Source organism: Gemella haemolysans (assembly GCF_012273215.1).
GTDB lineage: Bacteria > Bacillota > Bacilli > Staphylococcales > Gemellaceae > Gemella > Gemella haemolysans_A.
The window spans coordinates 615,293-632,105 of sequence record NZ_CP050965.1; the positions used below are offsets into that span (position 1 = coordinate 615,293).

At 30.1% G+C, this 16,813-nt stretch carries 17 protein-coding genes; 11 read left to right on the top strand and 6 right to left on the bottom strand.

Annotation, left to right across the window (positions count from 1 at the left end; genetic code table 11):
• The first annotated feature begins 5 nt into the window (after positions 1-5).
• The 5 genes from FOC48_RS02990 (at position 6) to trxB (ending at position 4,111) form a co-directional block, all read left to right on the top strand.
• Positions 6-932: a manganese-dependent inorganic pyrophosphatase gene (locus FOC48_RS02990; protein WP_003146272.1), complete on the top strand. Its 927-nt coding sequence runs from the start codon at positions 6-8 to the stop codon at positions 930-932.
• Positions 933-1,014: 82 nt separating this feature from the next.
• Positions 1,015-1,407 carry a phage holin family protein gene (locus tag FOC48_RS02995; RefSeq protein ID WP_003146271.1) on the top strand — a complete coding sequence of 131 codons (393 nt, stop codon included), beginning with the start codon at positions 1,015-1,017 and terminating at the stop codon, positions 1,405-1,407.
• Between the two features lie 13 nt (positions 1,408-1,420).
• Positions 1,421-2,365: an HPr(Ser) kinase/phosphatase gene (gene hprK / locus FOC48_RS03000; RefSeq protein ID WP_003146270.1), complete on the top strand. Its 945-nt coding sequence runs from the start codon at positions 1,421-1,423 to the stop codon at positions 2,363-2,365.
• Position 2,366: 1 nt separating this feature from the next.
• Positions 2,367-3,170 carry a prolipoprotein diacylglyceryl transferase gene (lgt, locus tag FOC48_RS03005; RefSeq protein WP_003146269.1) on the top strand — a complete coding sequence of 268 codons (804 nt, stop codon included), beginning with the start codon at positions 2,367-2,369 and terminating at the stop codon, positions 3,168-3,170.
• Positions 3,171-3,187: 17 nt separating this feature from the next.
• On the top strand, positions 3,188-4,111 hold the full coding sequence (gene trxB / locus FOC48_RS03010; protein ID WP_003146267.1) for a thioredoxin-disulfide reductase: 924 nt from the start codon (positions 3,188-3,190) through the stop codon (positions 4,109-4,111).
• A 127-nt stretch (positions 4,112-4,238) separates the two neighbouring features.
• Here trxB and FOC48_RS03015 read toward each other — a convergent pair whose 3' ends face one another.
• The gene (locus FOC48_RS03015) at positions 4,239-6,482 is read right to left on the bottom strand and encodes a hypothetical protein (RefSeq protein ID WP_003146266.1); all 2,244 of its coding nucleotides are present in this window, start codon (positions 6,480-6,482) and stop codon (positions 4,239-4,241) included.
• 186 nt (positions 6,483-6,668) lie between these two features.
• Positions 6,669-8,072 carry an APC family permease gene (locus FOC48_RS03020; RefSeq protein WP_172497841.1) on the bottom strand — a complete coding sequence of 468 codons (1,404 nt, stop codon included), beginning with the start codon at positions 8,070-8,072 and terminating at the stop codon, positions 6,669-6,671.
• A gap of 463 nt (positions 8,073-8,535) precedes the next feature.
• Between FOC48_RS03020 and FOC48_RS03025 the strand changes: the two genes are divergently transcribed.
• Positions 8,536-10,047, top strand: a complete 1,512-nt coding sequence (locus tag FOC48_RS03025; protein WP_254263193.1) for an ATP-binding protein — start codon at positions 8,536-8,538, stop codon at positions 10,045-10,047.
• On the top strand, positions 10,048-10,728 hold the full coding sequence (locus FOC48_RS03030) for a response regulator (protein ID WP_003146259.1): 681 nt from the start codon (positions 10,048-10,050) through the stop codon (positions 10,726-10,728).
• Positions 10,729-10,791: 63 nt separating this feature from the next.
• On the opposite strand, the gene FOC48_RS03035 is transcribed toward FOC48_RS03030, so the two are convergent.
• The 4 genes from FOC48_RS03035 to prmA form a co-directional block, all read right to left on the bottom strand.
• Positions 10,792-11,061 (bottom strand): hypothetical protein, encoded by a 270-nt coding sequence (locus tag FOC48_RS03035; protein WP_003146258.1) that lies wholly within the window; start codon positions 11,059-11,061, stop codon positions 10,792-10,794.
• Positions 11,062-11,280: 219 nt separating this feature from the next.
• A complete protein-coding gene (locus FOC48_RS03040; protein ID WP_003146257.1) occupies positions 11,281-11,724 on the bottom strand; it encodes a hypothetical protein in 444 nt (147 codons plus the stop codon).
• Positions 11,725-11,998: 274 nt separating this feature from the next.
• Positions 11,999-12,265, bottom strand: a complete 267-nt coding sequence (locus tag FOC48_RS03045; protein ID WP_003146255.1) for a hypothetical protein — start codon at positions 12,263-12,265, stop codon at positions 11,999-12,001.
• Between the two features lie 124 nt (positions 12,266-12,389).
• Complete coding sequence (gene prmA / locus FOC48_RS03050; RefSeq protein ID WP_254263194.1) at positions 12,390-13,358, bottom strand: 50S ribosomal protein L11 methyltransferase; 969 nt, start codon at positions 13,356-13,358, stop codon at positions 12,390-12,392.
• A 591-nt stretch (positions 13,359-13,949) separates the two neighbouring features.
• Between prmA and FOC48_RS10160 the strand changes: the two genes are divergently transcribed.
• The 4 genes from FOC48_RS10160 to gatA all read left to right on the top strand — a co-directional run bounded on the left by FOC48_RS10160 (position 13,950) and on the right by gatA (position 16,809).
• Complete coding sequence (locus FOC48_RS10160; protein WP_003146253.1) at positions 13,950-14,168, top strand: isochorismatase family protein; 219 nt, start codon at positions 13,950-13,952, stop codon at positions 14,166-14,168.
• A gap of 6 nt (positions 14,169-14,174) precedes the next feature.
• Positions 14,175-14,474, top strand: a complete 300-nt coding sequence (locus tag FOC48_RS10165) for an isochorismatase family protein (RefSeq protein ID WP_196792834.1) — start codon at positions 14,175-14,177, stop codon at positions 14,472-14,474.
• A gap of 569 nt (positions 14,475-15,043) precedes the next feature.
• The gene (gene gatC, locus FOC48_RS03060; RefSeq protein ID WP_003146249.1) at positions 15,044-15,334 is read left to right on the top strand and encodes an Asp-tRNA(Asn)/Glu-tRNA(Gln) amidotransferase subunit GatC; all 291 of its coding nucleotides are present in this window, start codon (positions 15,044-15,046) and stop codon (positions 15,332-15,334) included.
• 17 nt (positions 15,335-15,351) lie between these two features.
• Positions 15,352-16,809 (top strand): Asp-tRNA(Asn)/Glu-tRNA(Gln) amidotransferase subunit GatA, encoded by a 1,458-nt coding sequence (gene gatA, locus FOC48_RS03065; protein ID WP_003146248.1) that lies wholly within the window; start codon positions 15,352-15,354, stop codon positions 16,807-16,809.
• Positions 16,810-16,813 lie beyond the last annotated feature (4 nt).

Genomic DNA, 16,813 nt, shown 5'->3' on the forward strand with positions numbered 1-16,813 from the left:
ATAAAATGACAAATATTTTAATTTTTGGACATAAAAATCCAGATACTGATACAATTTGTTCAAGCATTGTATACAACAACTTAAAAAGAATTCAAGGAATGGATACAGAAGCTGTAAGACTTGGAGAAATCAATGATGAAACAAGATATGCTCTTGAGTACTTCAACGTACGCTTACCACGTTTAGTAGACGAAGTAGCAGAAGGACAACATGTTATTTTAGTTGACCACAATGAATTCCAACAATCAGCTAATGGAATTGAAAAAGCAGTTATTCGTGAAGTAATCGATCACCACCGTATTGCAAACTTTGAAACTGCTGGACCACTATACTACCGTGCTGAACCACTTGGATGTACTGCTACAATCTTGAAAAAAATCTATGAAGAACAAAGTGTTCACATCGATAAACAAATGGCAGGATTAATGCTATCAGCAATTATTTCTGACTCATTATTATTCAAATCACCAACATGTACTTTACGTGATAAAATTGCAGCAGAAGAATTAGCAGCTATCGCTGAAGTAAACATTGAAGAATATGGTTTAGCAATGCTTAAAGCCGGAGCTTCAACAACTGACAAAACTGCTGAAACATTAATCTCATTAGATGCTAAAGAGTTTGTTTTAGGTGCTGATAAACTAGTAGTAGCTCAAATCAACACAGTAGATGCGAACGAAGTAGCAGTAAGAAAAGCAGAATTAGAAACAGCTATTAAAGCAGAATTAGATTCTAAAGGATTAGCAGCATACGTATTTGTAATCACAAATATCTTAACTTCAGATTCAGAAGTATTAGTATTAGGAGATAAACAAGATAAAGTTGCTGCTGCATTTGGAAAAACTCTTGAAAATGACTTTATGACACTAGAAGGTGTTGTATCTCGAAAAAAACAAGTAGTTCCTCAAATTACAGAAGAGTTTTCAAAATAATTTTTAAAAATATAAATTTAAGAAAGTGAGGACATTGCTTCTCACTTTCTACTTTATATAAATAACAAGAAGAAGGAAAAATATGTATACATTTAAAAAATTATATTGGCCTATTATAAAAAAGGTCATATTAAATACATTTATTGTAATTGCCTTTTCTGGTTTGACTAAAGGAAGTTTGCGAGTCGATCATCCAGTATACGGATTTTTAGGAGCATTACTTATTACTATTTTATTTATATTAGTTCGACCTATATTATTGATAACTATAATGATATCAATATTTAGTTTAGGATTATTTTCGTTATTAATTAGGACGTCACTAGTATATTTAGTTTCTTTTATATTGTCGCCACATTTTGAGATAATGTCCTTTTGGACAGCTTTTGGCTTGGTGATAATTATTATGCTATTTAACTTTATATTAAATACAAATGATAGAAAGATAGTAATAAAAACATTTAAAAATAAATAAAAGGAAAAAAATTATGCCAAAAATTACAACAAGAGATCTTGTAGAAAAATTAAATCTAGAAATTGTTAGTGGGGAAAAGGGACTGGATAGAGAAATAACTACTGATGAATTATCACGTCCAGCTTTACAACTTGCAGGATATTTTTCTCATTATTCACCACAGAGAATTCAAATATTAGGAACTAGTGAATTATCATTTTTTAAATTAATTCCTGATATTGAGAAAAAATCAAGAATGAGAATGCTTTGTACAAGGATAACTCCATGTATTATTATATCAAGAGATTTAGAAGTTCCTAAAGAATTAGAGGAAGCTGCAGATCGATACGATACACCAGTTTTAAGATGTCACCAAGATACTACAAAACTTATGGGGAATATTTCAAACTATCTTAGAAAAGAATTTGCACCTGCAACTTCAGTTCACGGTGTGTTCATAGAAGTTTATGGTATTGGAGTATTGATTACAGGAGAAAGTGGAATTGGTAAGAGTGAAATAGCTCTAGAGCTTATTAAACGTGGACACAGATTAGTAGCTGATGATAGAGTTGATATTAAAGAATTTGAAAAAGGTTATTTAATAGGAAGCTGCGAATCAACGCTAATAAAACATTTATTAGAAATTCGTGGATTAGGTATTATTAATGTAATGACACTATTTGGTACTGGTGCAGTAAGAAGTGATAAGAGATTACAATTGAATGTACACTTAGAAACATGGAATGATCAAAAACAATATGATCGTATAGGATTAGGAGATGAACATAGAGAAATTCTTAATTCTAAAATTGAAAAGAAAACAATTCCTGTAAGACCAGGTCGAAACGTAGCAATCATTATAGAATCTGCAGCGATGAACTACAGATTAAATCAAATGGGAATTAATACTGCTAAAGATTTTACATCAAGACTAGCAGAAGAAATAAAACAAAATAATATGAATAATGGGGTGAACTAAAATGACATTAGGTTTCTTAGATCCGGTTGCATTTCATCTATTCAGTAAGCCTGTCTATTGGTATGGAATAATAATTGCTACAACAGTATTTTTTGCGTACTTGCTTGCTGATAGAGAAGCGACTAAACGAGGATTAAAACAAGATACAATGTTAGATCTATTACTAATAGCTTTACCAATAGCATTTATCTTTGCTCGTGCTTATTATGTAATATTTAGATGGGAATATTACGCTGGAGACTTTAGTAGTATGATAGCTATCTGGGATGGTGGAATAGCCATTTACGGTGGTTTAATTGGAGGATTTTTAGTACTTTACTTTTTTGCGAGAAGAAGAGGGGTAAAAATAATCAAACTATTAGATATAATAGCTCCAAGCTTATTAGTAGGACAAATGTTAGGACGTTGGGGGAACTTTTTCAACCATGAAGCATACGGTGAAATTGTTACTAAACAATATTTAGAAAACAGATTTATACCGAACTTCATTATTGAAAATATGTACATTGATGGTGCATATCGTCAACCAACATTCTTATATGAAAGTTTATGGTGTTTAATAGCACTGGTAATACTATTATTAATACGTAATAAATTAGCTCAAAGTGAAGTATTTGCTGCATATTTAATTTTATATGGAGTAGAGAGATTCATTGTAGAAGGAATGAGAACAGACTCACTTTATATTGGAAGTCTTAGAGTATCTCAAGTCCTTTCGCTAGTATTTGTGGTAGGAAGTTTGATATACTTAATAGTGCTTAATACAAAATTCAAAGATAAGAAGATTTTGTATAGAGAATCATAATAAAGAAGGTGGAAAATATGTCAGAAAAAATTTATGACTTAATTATCGTTGGAGCAGGTCCAGCAGGTATGACAGCTTCAATCTATGCATCACGTGCGAATATGTCAGTGTTGATGTTAGAAAGAAAATATCCAGGTGGTCAAATGCTTTCAACGGAAGAGATTGAAAACTACACAGGATATGAAATGGTAACAGGTCCTGAACTATCAGAAAAAATGTTCGAACACTCTAAAAAATTCGGAACAGAATTTGCTTTTGGTAATATTACAAAAGTTGGTGAAAAAGATGGACTTAAATACGTAGTTGCAGGAGAAAAAGAATATGTTGCTAAATCAATAATTATTGCGACAGGTTCAGAGCACAGAAATCTTGATGTTCCTGGTGAAGAACAGTTCTCAGGAAAAGGTGTAAGTTACTGCGCAGTATGTGATGGTGCATTCTTTAGAAACAAAGAAGTAGTAGTTATCGGTGGAGGGGATTCAGCGGTAGAAGAAGCTTTATATCTTTCTAATTTAGCGGCAAAAGTTACGATAGTTCACAGACGTGATGAACTACGTGCACAAAAAATTCTTCAAGATAGAGCATTTACTAAAGAAAATATCGAATTCGTATGGGATAGTGTAGCATACGAAATTAAAGGTGAAAGAAAAGTTTCATCTATTGAAATTAGAAATGTAAAAACTGGAGAAGAAAGTTCAATTCCAGCTGATGGTGTGTTTATCTATGTTGGTATGTTACCGCAAACACAAGACTTCAGAGACTTAGGAATTACTGATGAAGCTGGTTATATTCCAACTAACGAAAGATTAGAATCAGCAGTACCAGGAATTTTTGCTGCAGGTGATGTTCGAGTAAAAGAAATTCGTCAAGTAATCACAGCAGCTTCTGATGGTGCTATTGCAGCTCAAAGCGCATACAGTTATGTAGAAGGTTTAGAATAAAAAAGAAGAAGAGAGGTTCAAATTAGAGCCTCTCTTCTTTTACTTAATTTTAGCATTATATTTTACAACTTACCTTAAGTAAAAACTGTGGACCTATTAAGAGCCACAGTTTTTAATATTTTATATCTTATCCTTTGAAATCAAAAATACTCTTACGTTTACCGAAGTCAAATTTCATATGATTATTAGAATTTACCATTTTATCTCTAAAATCATTTACTGGAATTTCTTCATTTTTACCAGAAGGATATGATCTCTTATAAACTTTTGAATTAGTTTCAGCATAGAAATCAAAAGCATCAGTTTTTTCTAGCGCCAATCCATCACTGTTTAGTTTATAGAATGTATACCCATGGACTTTCGCACCACCTGAACCATATACTTGGAAAATTTTATCCTTAGTTATTGAAAGTGTTGTTCGTTCTCCATTTACTCTTTCAGGTGTAATACGTACTACTTTATTATCTTTGTCTAGAGTATATACATCCATTGGACTATATTCGTTTGGTTTATCCTTACTAGCTTCAGTGAATAGTAATAGTTCATCAATTCCGTCACCATTAATGTCGAAGAAACCATAGTTAAGGAAGTTATTACCAACTTGTTTTTCACTAAAAACTTTATAATTAGTAATGGCTACTGTATTAACATCTTTAGCATCATTTTTACCTCTACTTATAACATCTTTATAATTTTTTAGGACACTAGCATAAGCAGTTTCGTAGTTATCGGGTTTCTTACGTTGATTATTGTCTTTTTTCTCGTCTTTTTTATCATTGTTTTCGTTAGAAGAACTTTCACCGAATTTCTTCACTGATTGCCAATTTTCATTATCAAATTTTATCACTTCGGCAATAGGGAAAGTATCATTAAATTCTTTCTTAGAGTTGTATTCTTTATTATTTGTAATATCTTTGTATTTACTATCATCAGCATCTAGACCAGTGAAAGTAATGACGTTTGTTTTCTCCAGTTTATCTCCATCATTAGAGAATTTTAGGAAATTGTATTCTCCAGTGTCTTTATCGAATTTTCTAATTCTTATAGTTTTATCTTTAAATACTGCTGAACCAGAATTGTTATTAGATCCATCAACACCAAGTTTATTAAGAATAGCACTATCGATAGTCTCAGGATTAAATAATCTTATAACTTTGTGTTTTTTATCAAATGTATAAATATCGAATGGGTTATTAGGTTTATCATTTCTAGAAATGATAAGTTCTTTTCTGCCGTTACCATCGATATCGTAGAAAACATATTTAATATAATCATCATTTTTCTTCTCTTTAATAGCAGCTTTTAATGCTTCAACATTTATTGAACTATCAGCATTGTCAGGATTGTTAATAGCATCCTTATATTTTTGAATAATTGTTCCATATATTTCAATCTCATTTACTACTTTTGGTTTAGAATGTTTAGAGTAATAATAATATCCACCACCAGCAAGTAATAATATACCTAGTAGAGAAGAAACAGTTGCGACTAATTTCCCTTTTGATTTTTTCTTAGGTTGTTTAGGAGAATGGTTAAAATTCTTTGGATTCATTATTGGAGGAATTGGAGGTATATTATCTCTTTTTTGGTTATTTTTGTTTTGATAAGAACTTTGTTGATAATTTGCTGAATTCCCTTGAATTGAATTGTAATTTTGAGTATTACTTTGTTGGTTATTATTAGAACTTGTTTGATTTACATTATAATTTTCAACGTTTTTTTGTTCATTTGAAGTAGGTCCTTGATTATAACTGCCATAAGAGCCCGTAGTGTTACTTTGTTGATAACTTTGACTATTATAGTTAGCTTGTGTTTTATCTTGGTCAGAATATTTAAGGTTCTGGTTATTATTTACTTGATAATCTTGCTCATAGTTAGTTTGTACGCTAGTATTTTGCTGAGTATAATTGAAATTATCTTGTTGATAGTTTTGATTGTAGTTGTTTTGTGTATTATTTTGTCCAGAATAACCAAAATTTTGAGAATTATCTTGTTGATAATTATTATAATATTGATTTGTATTTTGAGTATTATAGTTATATTCGTTTGAATATTGTTCTTGTCCAAAACTATTTTGAGAATTATATTGATTATAATCTTGATTATAGTTGTTATAATCTTGATTATTGTACTGATTATTATAATAATTTTGGTTGTAGTTGTTATATTCTTGATTATAATTATTGTACTGTTGATTATAATTTCCTAAATAAGGATCTTGTTCAAAGTATTGATTAGAATTTTGATTATAATATTGGTTATTATTTTGATAATATTCATTATAATTTTGTCCGCTATTTTGATTATAATTTTCATAATTACCATTTTGATTATTATTGTTAGTTGGCGAATTATTATTATTTTTATTCATAAACATTTCTCCTTGTTATCTTATAATTAATATTATAAAAAGTTATTTAAAGAAAATCAAGAAGTCGAAGGAAAATATAATCTAAAAATAACTGTAAAAATTATAAGTTGCACATTATGTTAGAGAAAAATAGAATGAAAAATAAGAAGTAACTAAAGTTTCAAGTTACTTCTTATTAAATAGATATTATTTGTTATTTTTTCTTGCTAAGTAAGGCATGATTAATCCTAATGAAAGTAGAACGATTGGAGTTACAATATTCATAACTGTTTGGAAAGAACTTTCTGGAGTGTACATACCAGAAATACAAGCAAAGGCTGTTAAGAAGAAACACCAAGCACCTAGTCCCATACCTACAAATTTATTTTTAACAAATTTGTATTCAGATTGGAATTTTTCAGCTGATTTTTTTAAGAAGATATATGCAGCAAATACCCATAGGTAACGTAATGGCATAGTAACAGCATTAAGTTTAACTAACCATCTGAATAAATCATTAACTTCTTTAATTCCGAACATAGGGATAATTAGTAGGATTGAAACAATTACTCCTACAAGTTTTAATCCATTTACATACACATCATTTTCATTTTTAACTAATAATTTTTTAGGAATGTATTTTTCATCAGAACTACTTAATAACATACGAAGTGGAGCATCGATTGAGATAATAACAACAGAAACTTGTCCGATTAAATCAACGATCGCATAGATAACTAAGAATAAGTTACCAACACCGTAGTAGTTACCTAGAGTTTGGAACGCGTAGTAAGTTCCGTTAGTTAATAAATCTTTAGGAATGTTATTTGTATCGAACATTAACGCAAGGGCGAATGTTCCTAAAATAGCTGTTGTACAAACCATAACAACTAAGGCGATCATTCCACGTGGGAAGTCTTTAGATGGATTTTTCATTTTATTTACATAAGGAGAAATCTTCTCACAACCACCGACCGCAAAGACTAATATGGCAATCGAAGTTATGTATTTAATATCAAATGTTGGCATGAATGTATCTAATGACCAATCGATATTAAATGTTTTTGCTCCAGTAATAGATGGTGCTGTGATAGCCATAACAACGAATAATAATGACATAATAAACATTGATGATCCAGCTAACATAGCCATTTTTTTAATTAAGTTAACTCCACGAGCTGCTAAGAATAAAGCTACTAAGAAAATTACCAGTGAAATAATTTGTAAATATGTGATATTCATTTTACTAATACGATTATCACGGAATACTGTCCAGCTAAACGCTGCGATAATACGAGATGGTTTTTGTGAAATATAAGGCATGTGTACGACCCACATTGTCCATCCAGTATAGTAAGCAAGTAATTTACCATGTGTAGAACTTATCCAAGAACTAACACCTCCACCTGCATCTTTGAAAGTAGAACCTAGCTCACCAACTATTAATGAATACGGAATAAAGTATATAACAAAAATTAAAATCCAAGAAACTATAGATTTTAAACCGCCGAACTCAGAGTATCCATTAACAACATTCCCGAACGCCCAAACCGTAGAGAATGCCATGAAGGCTAGAGTGTACCAAAAAATCTTTTTTGCGTCCTTCTCCATTAAGAACCTCCTAATAATATAATTTTTCTAATTACTGCAAAATTCGCATTACTAAAATACTAGCATAGTATACATAATTATTCAAGTAAAAACAAAATAAATTAAACTAAAATTTTTTTATTTGAAAATATAATACTGTTTTATAGAAAATATATAAAATCAAAGTGTTTGATAATTTCTCAAATAATTCTTTAAAAAAAATAAGATGAGAACGATTTGAAATGTAAATTTACAATATAAAAATATATTCGTATAATTTTGATATTCTAAAGTATATCTAAAGTTTACAAAACTTAACATTGCTTGAATTGATAATTATTTTGGTTTATAATTAACAGTGATAGAGAAGTTATAAAAAATAAGGAGTGATAAAAACTTGAAAAAAAAACACCGAACTTTAACCAGGTTAATGTTGATAATGACAGGTCTGGTAGTAGTTTCATTATTAGTAACTTCTTTTTTTATGACAGAATATATAAAAAAACGTGAAGATGAAATTATCCGTCAAAAAATATATGCAACTGCTAAAGTAGTAGCTAGTGACACTCGTGTAAAAGACGATATTAAACATCATAGGAAAACATTAGCAATTCAAAGATTTGCAAATAGGGTAATGGAAGAAACAGGAACGGACTTCGTAGTTATCACGGATGAAACTTTTACAAGATACAGTCACCCAATAGAGGACTTTGTTGGAAAAAAATTTTCCAATATAGAAGATATTAGTTCGACATTTTATTCTGGAGATCACTATAGTAAGCAAAGTGGTGTTCTAGGAGACGGGCTTAGATTTTTTACAACGATTAAGGATGAAGAAGGTAAAAATATTGGTGTTGTGTGTGTAGGATATACTAAAGAAACTGTAAAAAAACAAATACTACATTCACAAGAAAAAATATTATTTGGGTTATTGATAGGTATAGGAGTTGCAATTACGTTAGCAATAGTGTATAATAAACGACTTAAACGTATATTATTAAATTATGAACCAGAAGAAATTGCATACAACTACATAGAGAAAAATCTTATATCCGATCATGTTTCAGAGGGAATTATAGCGATAAATATTGATAAGAAAGTTATCGTTAAGAACAGCAGTGCTAACCAAATTTTAGACAAGGCTGGCTATTCTAAAGTTAAGAAAGGAGAGCAAATTCCTGATGAAATGTACGAAATCTTCTTTAAATCAATCATTGAAGAAAATATAATAAGTCGAGACGAATTAGTTTTATTAAATCATATAGAAGTATTAGTTAATAGAAATGCTATATATCAAAATGATAAATTATATGGTGCAGTTGTTACACTTCGAGATCAAAGTGAAATGAAAAAATTAATCACAGAATTAAGTGGAACAGAAAAATATAACGATAGTCTCAGAGAACAAAGTCACCACTTCATGAATAAACTTCATGTACTACATGGATTAATAGAGATGAAGTCATATGATGAAGTAGAAAAATTTATAACTTATCTAAAAGATGACTACCATGAAAAAATAGGTCATATATCAGAAAATATTAAAGTACCGGCTATAGCAGGGTTTTTACTTGCGAAAGTCAGAGAAGCTAAGCAAAAAAATATATCATTATTAATAGATCCTGATTCGATGATTTTAAATAAGAAAGGTCTAGATGAACTATTTAATGAACTGCTAATCATACTTGGTGTATTAATCGACAATTCGATGGAGTCTATTGGAAATAAAGAAGGCGGTAAGATTGCTGTTTACTTATACTTAAATACAGAGGAAAATATATTACTATGTAAAGTGTATGATAATGGTTCCGGAATTAGTAAGGATATACTGGAGAATGTATTTGAAAGAGGATATTCAACTAAAGGGGAAAATAGAGGATATGGTCTAAATGCTGTAGAAACTATTGTGAAAAAATATAACGGTTTAATAGACGTGGAAAGTGAAGTAGGAAAGACTACATTTACAATAGAAATACCAATTGAGGAGGAGCAATAATTGAAAGTACTAATAATAGAAGATGATCCAATGGTAGCGATGATACATAAAGAATATTTTAAAAGAAAAGAATTTTCGAATGACCTTAATCATGTATCATCACTTGAAGAAGCAAGAAATTATTTAGCAACTAATGATGTTGATTTAATAATTTTAGATAATTATTTAACAGATGGACAAGGAGTAGAATATTTACCAGAATTAAAAGGTTATCCAATAATTATGATAACAGCTGCGAATGATATTCAAACAGTGGAAGCTGCATTAACGAATGGAGTAGTGGATTATTTAGTTAAACCATTTACATATGAAAGATTCTCTCAAGCAGTAGATAAAGTACAGGACTATGTATCTTTATTATCAAAAGAAAAAATTAATCAAGATTTAATTGATGACTACTTGAATTCTGGAAGAGTAGAGGAAGAGGAAGACAGCTTACCTAAAGGTTTATCTCGAATAACTCTGAGAAAAGTGCTAGAAAATATTCAAGAACACGAAGCAGGATTCACTACGCAACAAGTAGCGGATGAATTAGATATTTCAAGAATAACAATTAGAAAATATTTAAATTACTTAGTTAATATAAGCGTACTAAGTGAAGATGCAGAATACTACACATCAGGAAGACCAGTGTCGGTATTCACAATTGAAAATCAAAATAAATTAGAAAAATTGTTATAAGAATATAAAGAAGGAGCGACTCGAATGAGTCGCTCTTTTATGTTTTCTTAGATAAATAATATGTTAATCTTTGATTCTATATTTATTTTCTCGATAACTTTTAGTTTTTTTATATTGCTCAATCATACTATTTATTCTATCTAAATCTTTTTGTGTAATTTTTTCTTTAATTTCTTTATATGTTGCTTTCTTCACTGTTTTAAAATCACGTTGTCCAACGGGTTTATTATAGTCTAGTGTTTGTATTTCTATACCGTCATTAGTTTTGATAACCTGTACTGTACTTCCACCCGTTCCCATACTTGATGATAATTTTCCATTATTTTCTGACATTATAAAAGGTGATTCATAGTTAATAATAATCTCATCAAAGTTAGTTGAATTCGCTAGAAGAGCTCGTCCAATTAAAGTAAGTTGAGAATTCGTGTATTCTACTTTAAAAGTGTCTATGTTATCTTCTGAAGAATTACTTCTATTTTCATTGTAAGTATAAACTGATTTAAAATCAGATTTTGTGAAGTCTAGTTTATTACTTGATTTTTTGTTGTTTTTTTAGAAGTCTTCTAGACTACTGAATTGATTATTTGATATTGTATCAAGATATTTTCCATCTTTTTTTTCTTTTTCAGATATTGTAATATCATGTATTTTATCGTATTTATCTTTTTTGTCATTTAGTTTGTAGACGACATATCTGTCATAGTTTATTTCTTTTGTGTGAATCCATATAGTTCTATCTTTATAGAAATTCGCACGAGGAATATCATTTCTAGACTCAGCTTGATATAGTACTATAATTTTGTTTGAATTATATGAATAAACAGCAAATGGGATGTTAGGTTTATCTTTTTCAGCAATAACTAATTCATTTTTACCATCTTCATCTACATCATAATAACTATAAGTTATAAAATTTTTCTCTTTACCATGTTCATCATAATTTTTAATAGCGAACTTATTAACTTCAGAATTTTCTCCTAATTCATTATTATCCATAGATTTTTTGTATTTCTCTAGTATAGGAGCGTAAATTTCCTCATCATTTTTACTAATAGAAAAAATACTAGAGATAGATTTATTAGTAGTTTTTGAATAGTAGTATAAACCACCACTACCAATTAATACAAGTCCAAGTATAGTTGATATGATTGGAACAAACTTTGAACGTTTTTTTTTGGTTAGGATTAAAGTTATTATTAAGATTTCGAGGAGCGTTCATAAAATTAGGGTTTTGTTGATTATTATAGTTTTGATATTGTTGATTAAATCCCTATTGATTATTATTGTAGTTTTGATATTGTTGATTAAATCCCTGTTGATTATTATCGAAGTTTTGATATTGTTGATTAAATCCCTGTTGATTATTATTGTAGTTTTGATATTGTTGATTGTATCCTTCTTGATGACCATGGTTATTATAATTTTCGTATTGGTTATTATAGTTAGTTTGTCCGTTGTATTCATTTTGATTATAATTACCATAATTCTGGTTAAGGTAGTTATTATTATTTGACTTCGAATTATTATTATTATTCATAACACCTCTCTTTTTAAAGCGCTTTCACTACTATTATAAAATAAATTTAACATATTTCATAGTAATATTAAAAAAAACTCCTAATTTCATATAAATTCTATACGAAATTAAGAGTCGATGTGTTTTATTTAGTTACTACGAAAGAATACCATCCGTTATCAGAAGTTTCTTCAACAAGTTTGAAGCCACGTTCTAACATTCTTTCAAGAAGTTCATCTTTCTTCTCTTCGATAATACCAGAAGTGATGTAGTAACCACCATCTTCTAATAAGTTATACGCATCATCAATCATAAGCTCGATGATATGAGTAAGAATATTTGCTACAATGATGTTGTACTTTTTAGTTTCTTTTGTAAGAAGACTAGCTTGTTCAACTTCAATTCTTTTCTCAAGTTTATTTAAAGCAAAGTTCTCATAAGAAACATCAACAGCAAGCTTATCTAAATCAACTGCTTTAATATTTCCATCAGTTAAATAACTAGCTGCGATACTTAAAATACCACTACCACAACCAACATCGATAACATTATCATTTCTTTGAACATATTTCTCAAGGTTTTTAATGCATAGAGAAGTAGTCTCATGACCACCAGTACCAAATGCCATACCTGGATCAATATTTATAATATATTTATCTTCAGTGTTTTCATATTCACGCCAAGTAGGTACAATAACGAATTTTTCCCCGATATTAAGAATATCGAAATAATCTTTCCAAGAATTTTCCCAGTCGCTATCTTGAATAATAGTAGTTTCAATCTTGAAGAAATCTCCAATGTTAATATTTTCACCTAAAGCAAGAAGCTCAGCTTCGAAACGTTTGAAAGTTTCTTCATCAAAATTAAGCTCGTTAATGTATCCTTTAACAACAACTCCAACTTCAGGATAATCAGTAGGACTAAGTTCAACAATAGTACCGAAATCATCGTGTAAGTTTTCCTCAAGAGTCGTAGGATCCTCAATAGCAACCCCAGTTGAGCCATAATCTAAAAGAATAGACTCAACTATTTCACTTGCTTCATTAGTAGTATGAATTGTAATTTCAACCCAATTTTCCATCTTATACCTCACAAATATTTTAAATTTTTTCATTATATTTTTGATCGAAAAGACCAAAATAAGTGACTGCCCCAAAAGTCCTAAAATTTAACAAAGTTCATATGATAACTCATAGACGCAGCAGTAGACACAATCCAATCAGTTTCGTCTTATGACTCACTTCTTGGTGTGTCCTTGCATACGTTATACGTAAGAATTTTAACGTGCCTTTGGCACTAAAAATTCTTACGTACAACGCAAGTGGTTTATTGATATCTAAATTCGCTTTATAAAAGTTTTTTAGATATCTAATAAACCACAACGAGAAGTGACTAGATAAAATCGATTTCTCCGAAATCACGATTTTTGAGACACTCCCATTTAACATACCTACAACATATTATACTATTTTCAATATTTAAGCAAATAAAAAGGATGCGGTAGTCGTTTATATTTCGAGTGTAGAATACACGAAGAAATATTTATCTGGTAAAATATTTAAAATATGTCAAGAGCATTAGTGTGAGCAACCTTTTATTATTTGACACATATGTATTACAACCTAAAAATATATCGAGATAGGTTGGTTGACAGTTTATGTAAATGTTGCTACAATAAAAAAAATAGAATTCAAAGGAGAAAAAAATGATGGAAGCATTGATTGTTGTTGATATTCAAGAGGGATTAGTTAAACTTGGACCTGCTAATAAAGAGGAATATATTGTGAAAGTGAAAGAAACTATTTCAAGTTTTGAGGAAGCTGGTAAAGAGATTATTTATATCCGCCATACAGAATCTGAAGGATTCCTATCAGAAGGAGACCCAAGCTGGTCAATTTATCATGAATTAAGTCCACGTCCGTAAGATAAGATTTTCAATAAAAATTTCAACTCTATATTTCGAAAAACAGAAGTAAAAGCTTATTTAGATAGTAAAGGAATTAAGAGTTATACAGTGGTAGGAATGCAAGCAGAGTTTTGTATCGATACTTCATTAAAAGTTGGTTTTGAGTATGGTTATGAGCAAGTCTTAGTGAGAGATGCTGTAACAACATTTGATAATAATCATTTGAAAGCGCAACAAATTATTGACTTTTATCAAGAGCATATCTGGAACAATCGTTTTGCGCAAGTTTTAGATATTGAAGATGTGAAAAATCTTTTGAACTAAAGAGATGATATATAAGAATTATTTACTAGTAGAGATAAAGTAGGTTTAATTTTCAACAGATGAGTTATTTATAATAAGCTTTATTATAAAATTAGAGTAGTTCAACGCATAGCTAAGTTTGATTTAAAAATGAATCTACGGAGATAATAATTAATATTTTAAACACAGAATATATATTTATTTTGTAATGAGATATTTAAATAATAATAAATTCAGAATACTATAAATTTTATAAAATCCTTGACAATAACGGTCGTTTAGTATAATATAGACTAAGTAAACCGTAATATAAAATATTAGTAAAGAGACTTTTATTTCATGTTTTTTTAGAAGAGAGTTTAATCCATAGGCTGAAAGATTAAATAATAATGATTGAAATAAGCAACACTCTTTATAAAACCGAATATAAATTGAAAGGTATCAGGAAATTGATATGAATTCGGGTGGCACCACGAAATTAGTATTCGTCCCATGTAGTTATGTAACTATGTGGGGCGATTTTTTGTTTTCAATAGATATAAGGTTTGGCTAATATTAGTAGTTAAAATTGAAAAAATATGGAGGCACTTATGACAACAATTACGAAAGAACAAGTAGCTCACATCGCTCATCTTTCTAGATTAGAAATCCAAGAAAATGAAGTAGATGGATACATCGAAAAATTAGAGAAAGTTGTAGAATTATTCGATACAATCAACAACGCACCAACAGAAAATGTAAAACCAACATATCACGTTTTAGACTTAGTGAATGTTTTCCGTGAGGATGTTGCAAAACCAGGAATGGATAGAGAAGAAGTTCTTAAAAATGCTCACGAGACTGAAGCAGGACAATTCAAAGTACCTACTATTATTGAATAAAATAAGGAGATAATTTAATGAGTTTATTACATGAATCAATTGAAAGTTTAGAACTTAAACTTAAAAATAAAGAAATTAAACCAAGTGATTTAGTAAAAGAATCACTGGACAGAATTAAAGCTACTGATGAAAAAGTAGGTTCATTCATTACAGTAACTGAAGAAGTAGCATTAAAACAAGCTGAAGAGTTAGACCGTGCTCAAGAAGAAGGGCGCGCTGAAGGTAAACTATTCGGTATCCCAATGGGAATCAAAGATAACATCGTTACAAAAGATATTCAAACAACTTGTGCATCAAAAATCTTAGAAGGATTCAACCCAATTTATGATGCAACAGTAATGAACAAACTTAATAAAGAAAACCCAATTCTTTTAGGGAAATTAAACATGGACGAGTTCGCAATGGGTGGTTCTACAGAAACATCTTACTACAAACTTACTCGTAACCCACACGACTTAGATGCAGTACCAGGAGGATCAAGTGGTGGTTCAGCTACAGCGGTAGCAGCAGGACAAGTTAGCTTCACTCTAGGAAGTGATACAGGTGGTTCTGTACGTCAACCAGCATCTTACTGTGGTATTGTTGGATTAAAACCAACTTACGGACGTGTATCTCGTTTTGGATTAGTAGCATTCGCTTCTTCATTAGATCAAATCGGACCAATGACTCGTACAGTAAAAGATAACGCTCGTGTATTAGAAATCATCTCAGGATTAGATGCTAACGATATGACTAGTGCACCTGTAGAAGTACCAGAATTCAGCAAAATCATCACTGGAGATATCAAAGGTAAGAAAATCGCTCTACCTAAAGAATACTTCGGTGCTGGAATCGATGAAGATGTTAAAAAAGCCGTTCTTGAAGGTGTTAAATACTTAGAAAGCCAAGGAGCAATCGTAGAAGAAGTAAGTCTTCCAAACACAGACTACGCTATCTCAACTTACTACATCATCGCTTCTGCTGAAGCAAGTTCAAACCTTTCTCGTTTCGATGGTATTCGTTATGGATTTAGAAGTCCAAACGCAACAAACCTTGAAGAAATTTACAAAAAAACACGTGGAGAAGGATTTGGAGCTGAGGTTAAACGCCGTATTATGTTAGGAACTTACGTATTATCTTCAGGATATTACGATGCATACTACAAAAAAGCACAACAAGTTCGTACACTAATTAAACAAGACTTTGATAAAGTATTCGAAGAATATGATGTAATCATTGGACCAACTGCTCCAACAGTAGCATTCAACATTGGAGAAGAAGTTGGAGATCCAATTACAATGTACGCTAACGATATCTTAACAATCCCAGTAAACATGGCTGGTCTTCCAGGATTAAGTATTCCATGTGGATTCAAAGGTAAACGTCCAATCGGTATGCAGATTATTGCTAAACCATTCGCAGAATCTACACTATATGATGTAGCGTACAACTTCGAACAACACTACAACTTACACGATAAAAAAATAGAATTATAATAGG

Excerpts from the sequence above, each read along its gene's own strand:
- FOC48_RS02990 (WP_003146272.1), top strand. The coding sequence starts at position 6 with ATGACAAATATTTTAATTTTTGGACATAAAAATCCAGATACTGATACA.
- FOC48_RS02995 (WP_003146271.1), top strand. The coding sequence starts at position 1,015 with ATGTATACATTTAAAAAATTATATTGGCCTATTATAAAAAAGGTCATA.
- hprK (WP_003146270.1), top strand. The coding sequence starts at position 1,421 with ATGCCAAAAATTACAACAAGAGATCTTGTAGAAAAATTAAATCTAGAA.
- lgt (WP_003146269.1), top strand. The coding sequence starts at position 2,367 with ATGACATTAGGTTTCTTAGATCCGGTTGCATTTCATCTATTCAGTAAG.
- trxB (WP_003146267.1), top strand. The coding sequence starts at position 3,188 with ATGTCAGAAAAAATTTATGACTTAATTATCGTTGGAGCAGGTCCAGCA.
- FOC48_RS03015 (WP_003146266.1), bottom strand. The coding sequence starts at position 6,482 with ATGAATAAAAATAATAATAATTCGCCAACTAACAATAATAATCAAAAT.
- FOC48_RS03020 (WP_172497841.1), bottom strand. The coding sequence starts at position 8,072 with ATGGAGAAGGACGCAAAAAAGATTTTTTGGTACACTCTAGCCTTCATG.
- FOC48_RS03025 (WP_254263193.1), top strand. The coding sequence starts at position 8,536 with ATGACAGAATATATAAAAAAACGTGAAGATGAAATTATCCGTCAAAAA.
- FOC48_RS03035 (WP_003146258.1), bottom strand. The coding sequence starts at position 11,061 with ATGTCAGAAAATAATGGAAAATTATCATCAAGTATGGGAACGGGTGGA.
- FOC48_RS03040 (WP_003146257.1), bottom strand. The coding sequence starts at position 11,724 with ATGGATAATAATGAATTAGGAGAAAATTCTGAAGTTAATAAGTTCGCT.
- FOC48_RS03045 (WP_003146255.1), bottom strand. The coding sequence starts at position 12,265 with ATGAATAATAATAATAATTCGAAGTCAAATAATAATAACTACCTTAAC.
- prmA (WP_254263194.1), bottom strand. The coding sequence starts at position 13,358 with ATGAAAAAATTTAAAATATTTGTGAGGTATAAGATGGAAAATTGGGTT.
- FOC48_RS10160 (WP_003146253.1), top strand. The coding sequence starts at position 13,950 with ATGATGGAAGCATTGATTGTTGTTGATATTCAAGAGGGATTAGTTAAA.
- gatC (WP_003146249.1), top strand. The coding sequence starts at position 15,044 with ATGACAACAATTACGAAAGAACAAGTAGCTCACATCGCTCATCTTTCT.
- gatA (WP_003146248.1), top strand. The coding sequence starts at position 15,352 with ATGAGTTTATTACATGAATCAATTGAAAGTTTAGAACTTAAACTTAAA.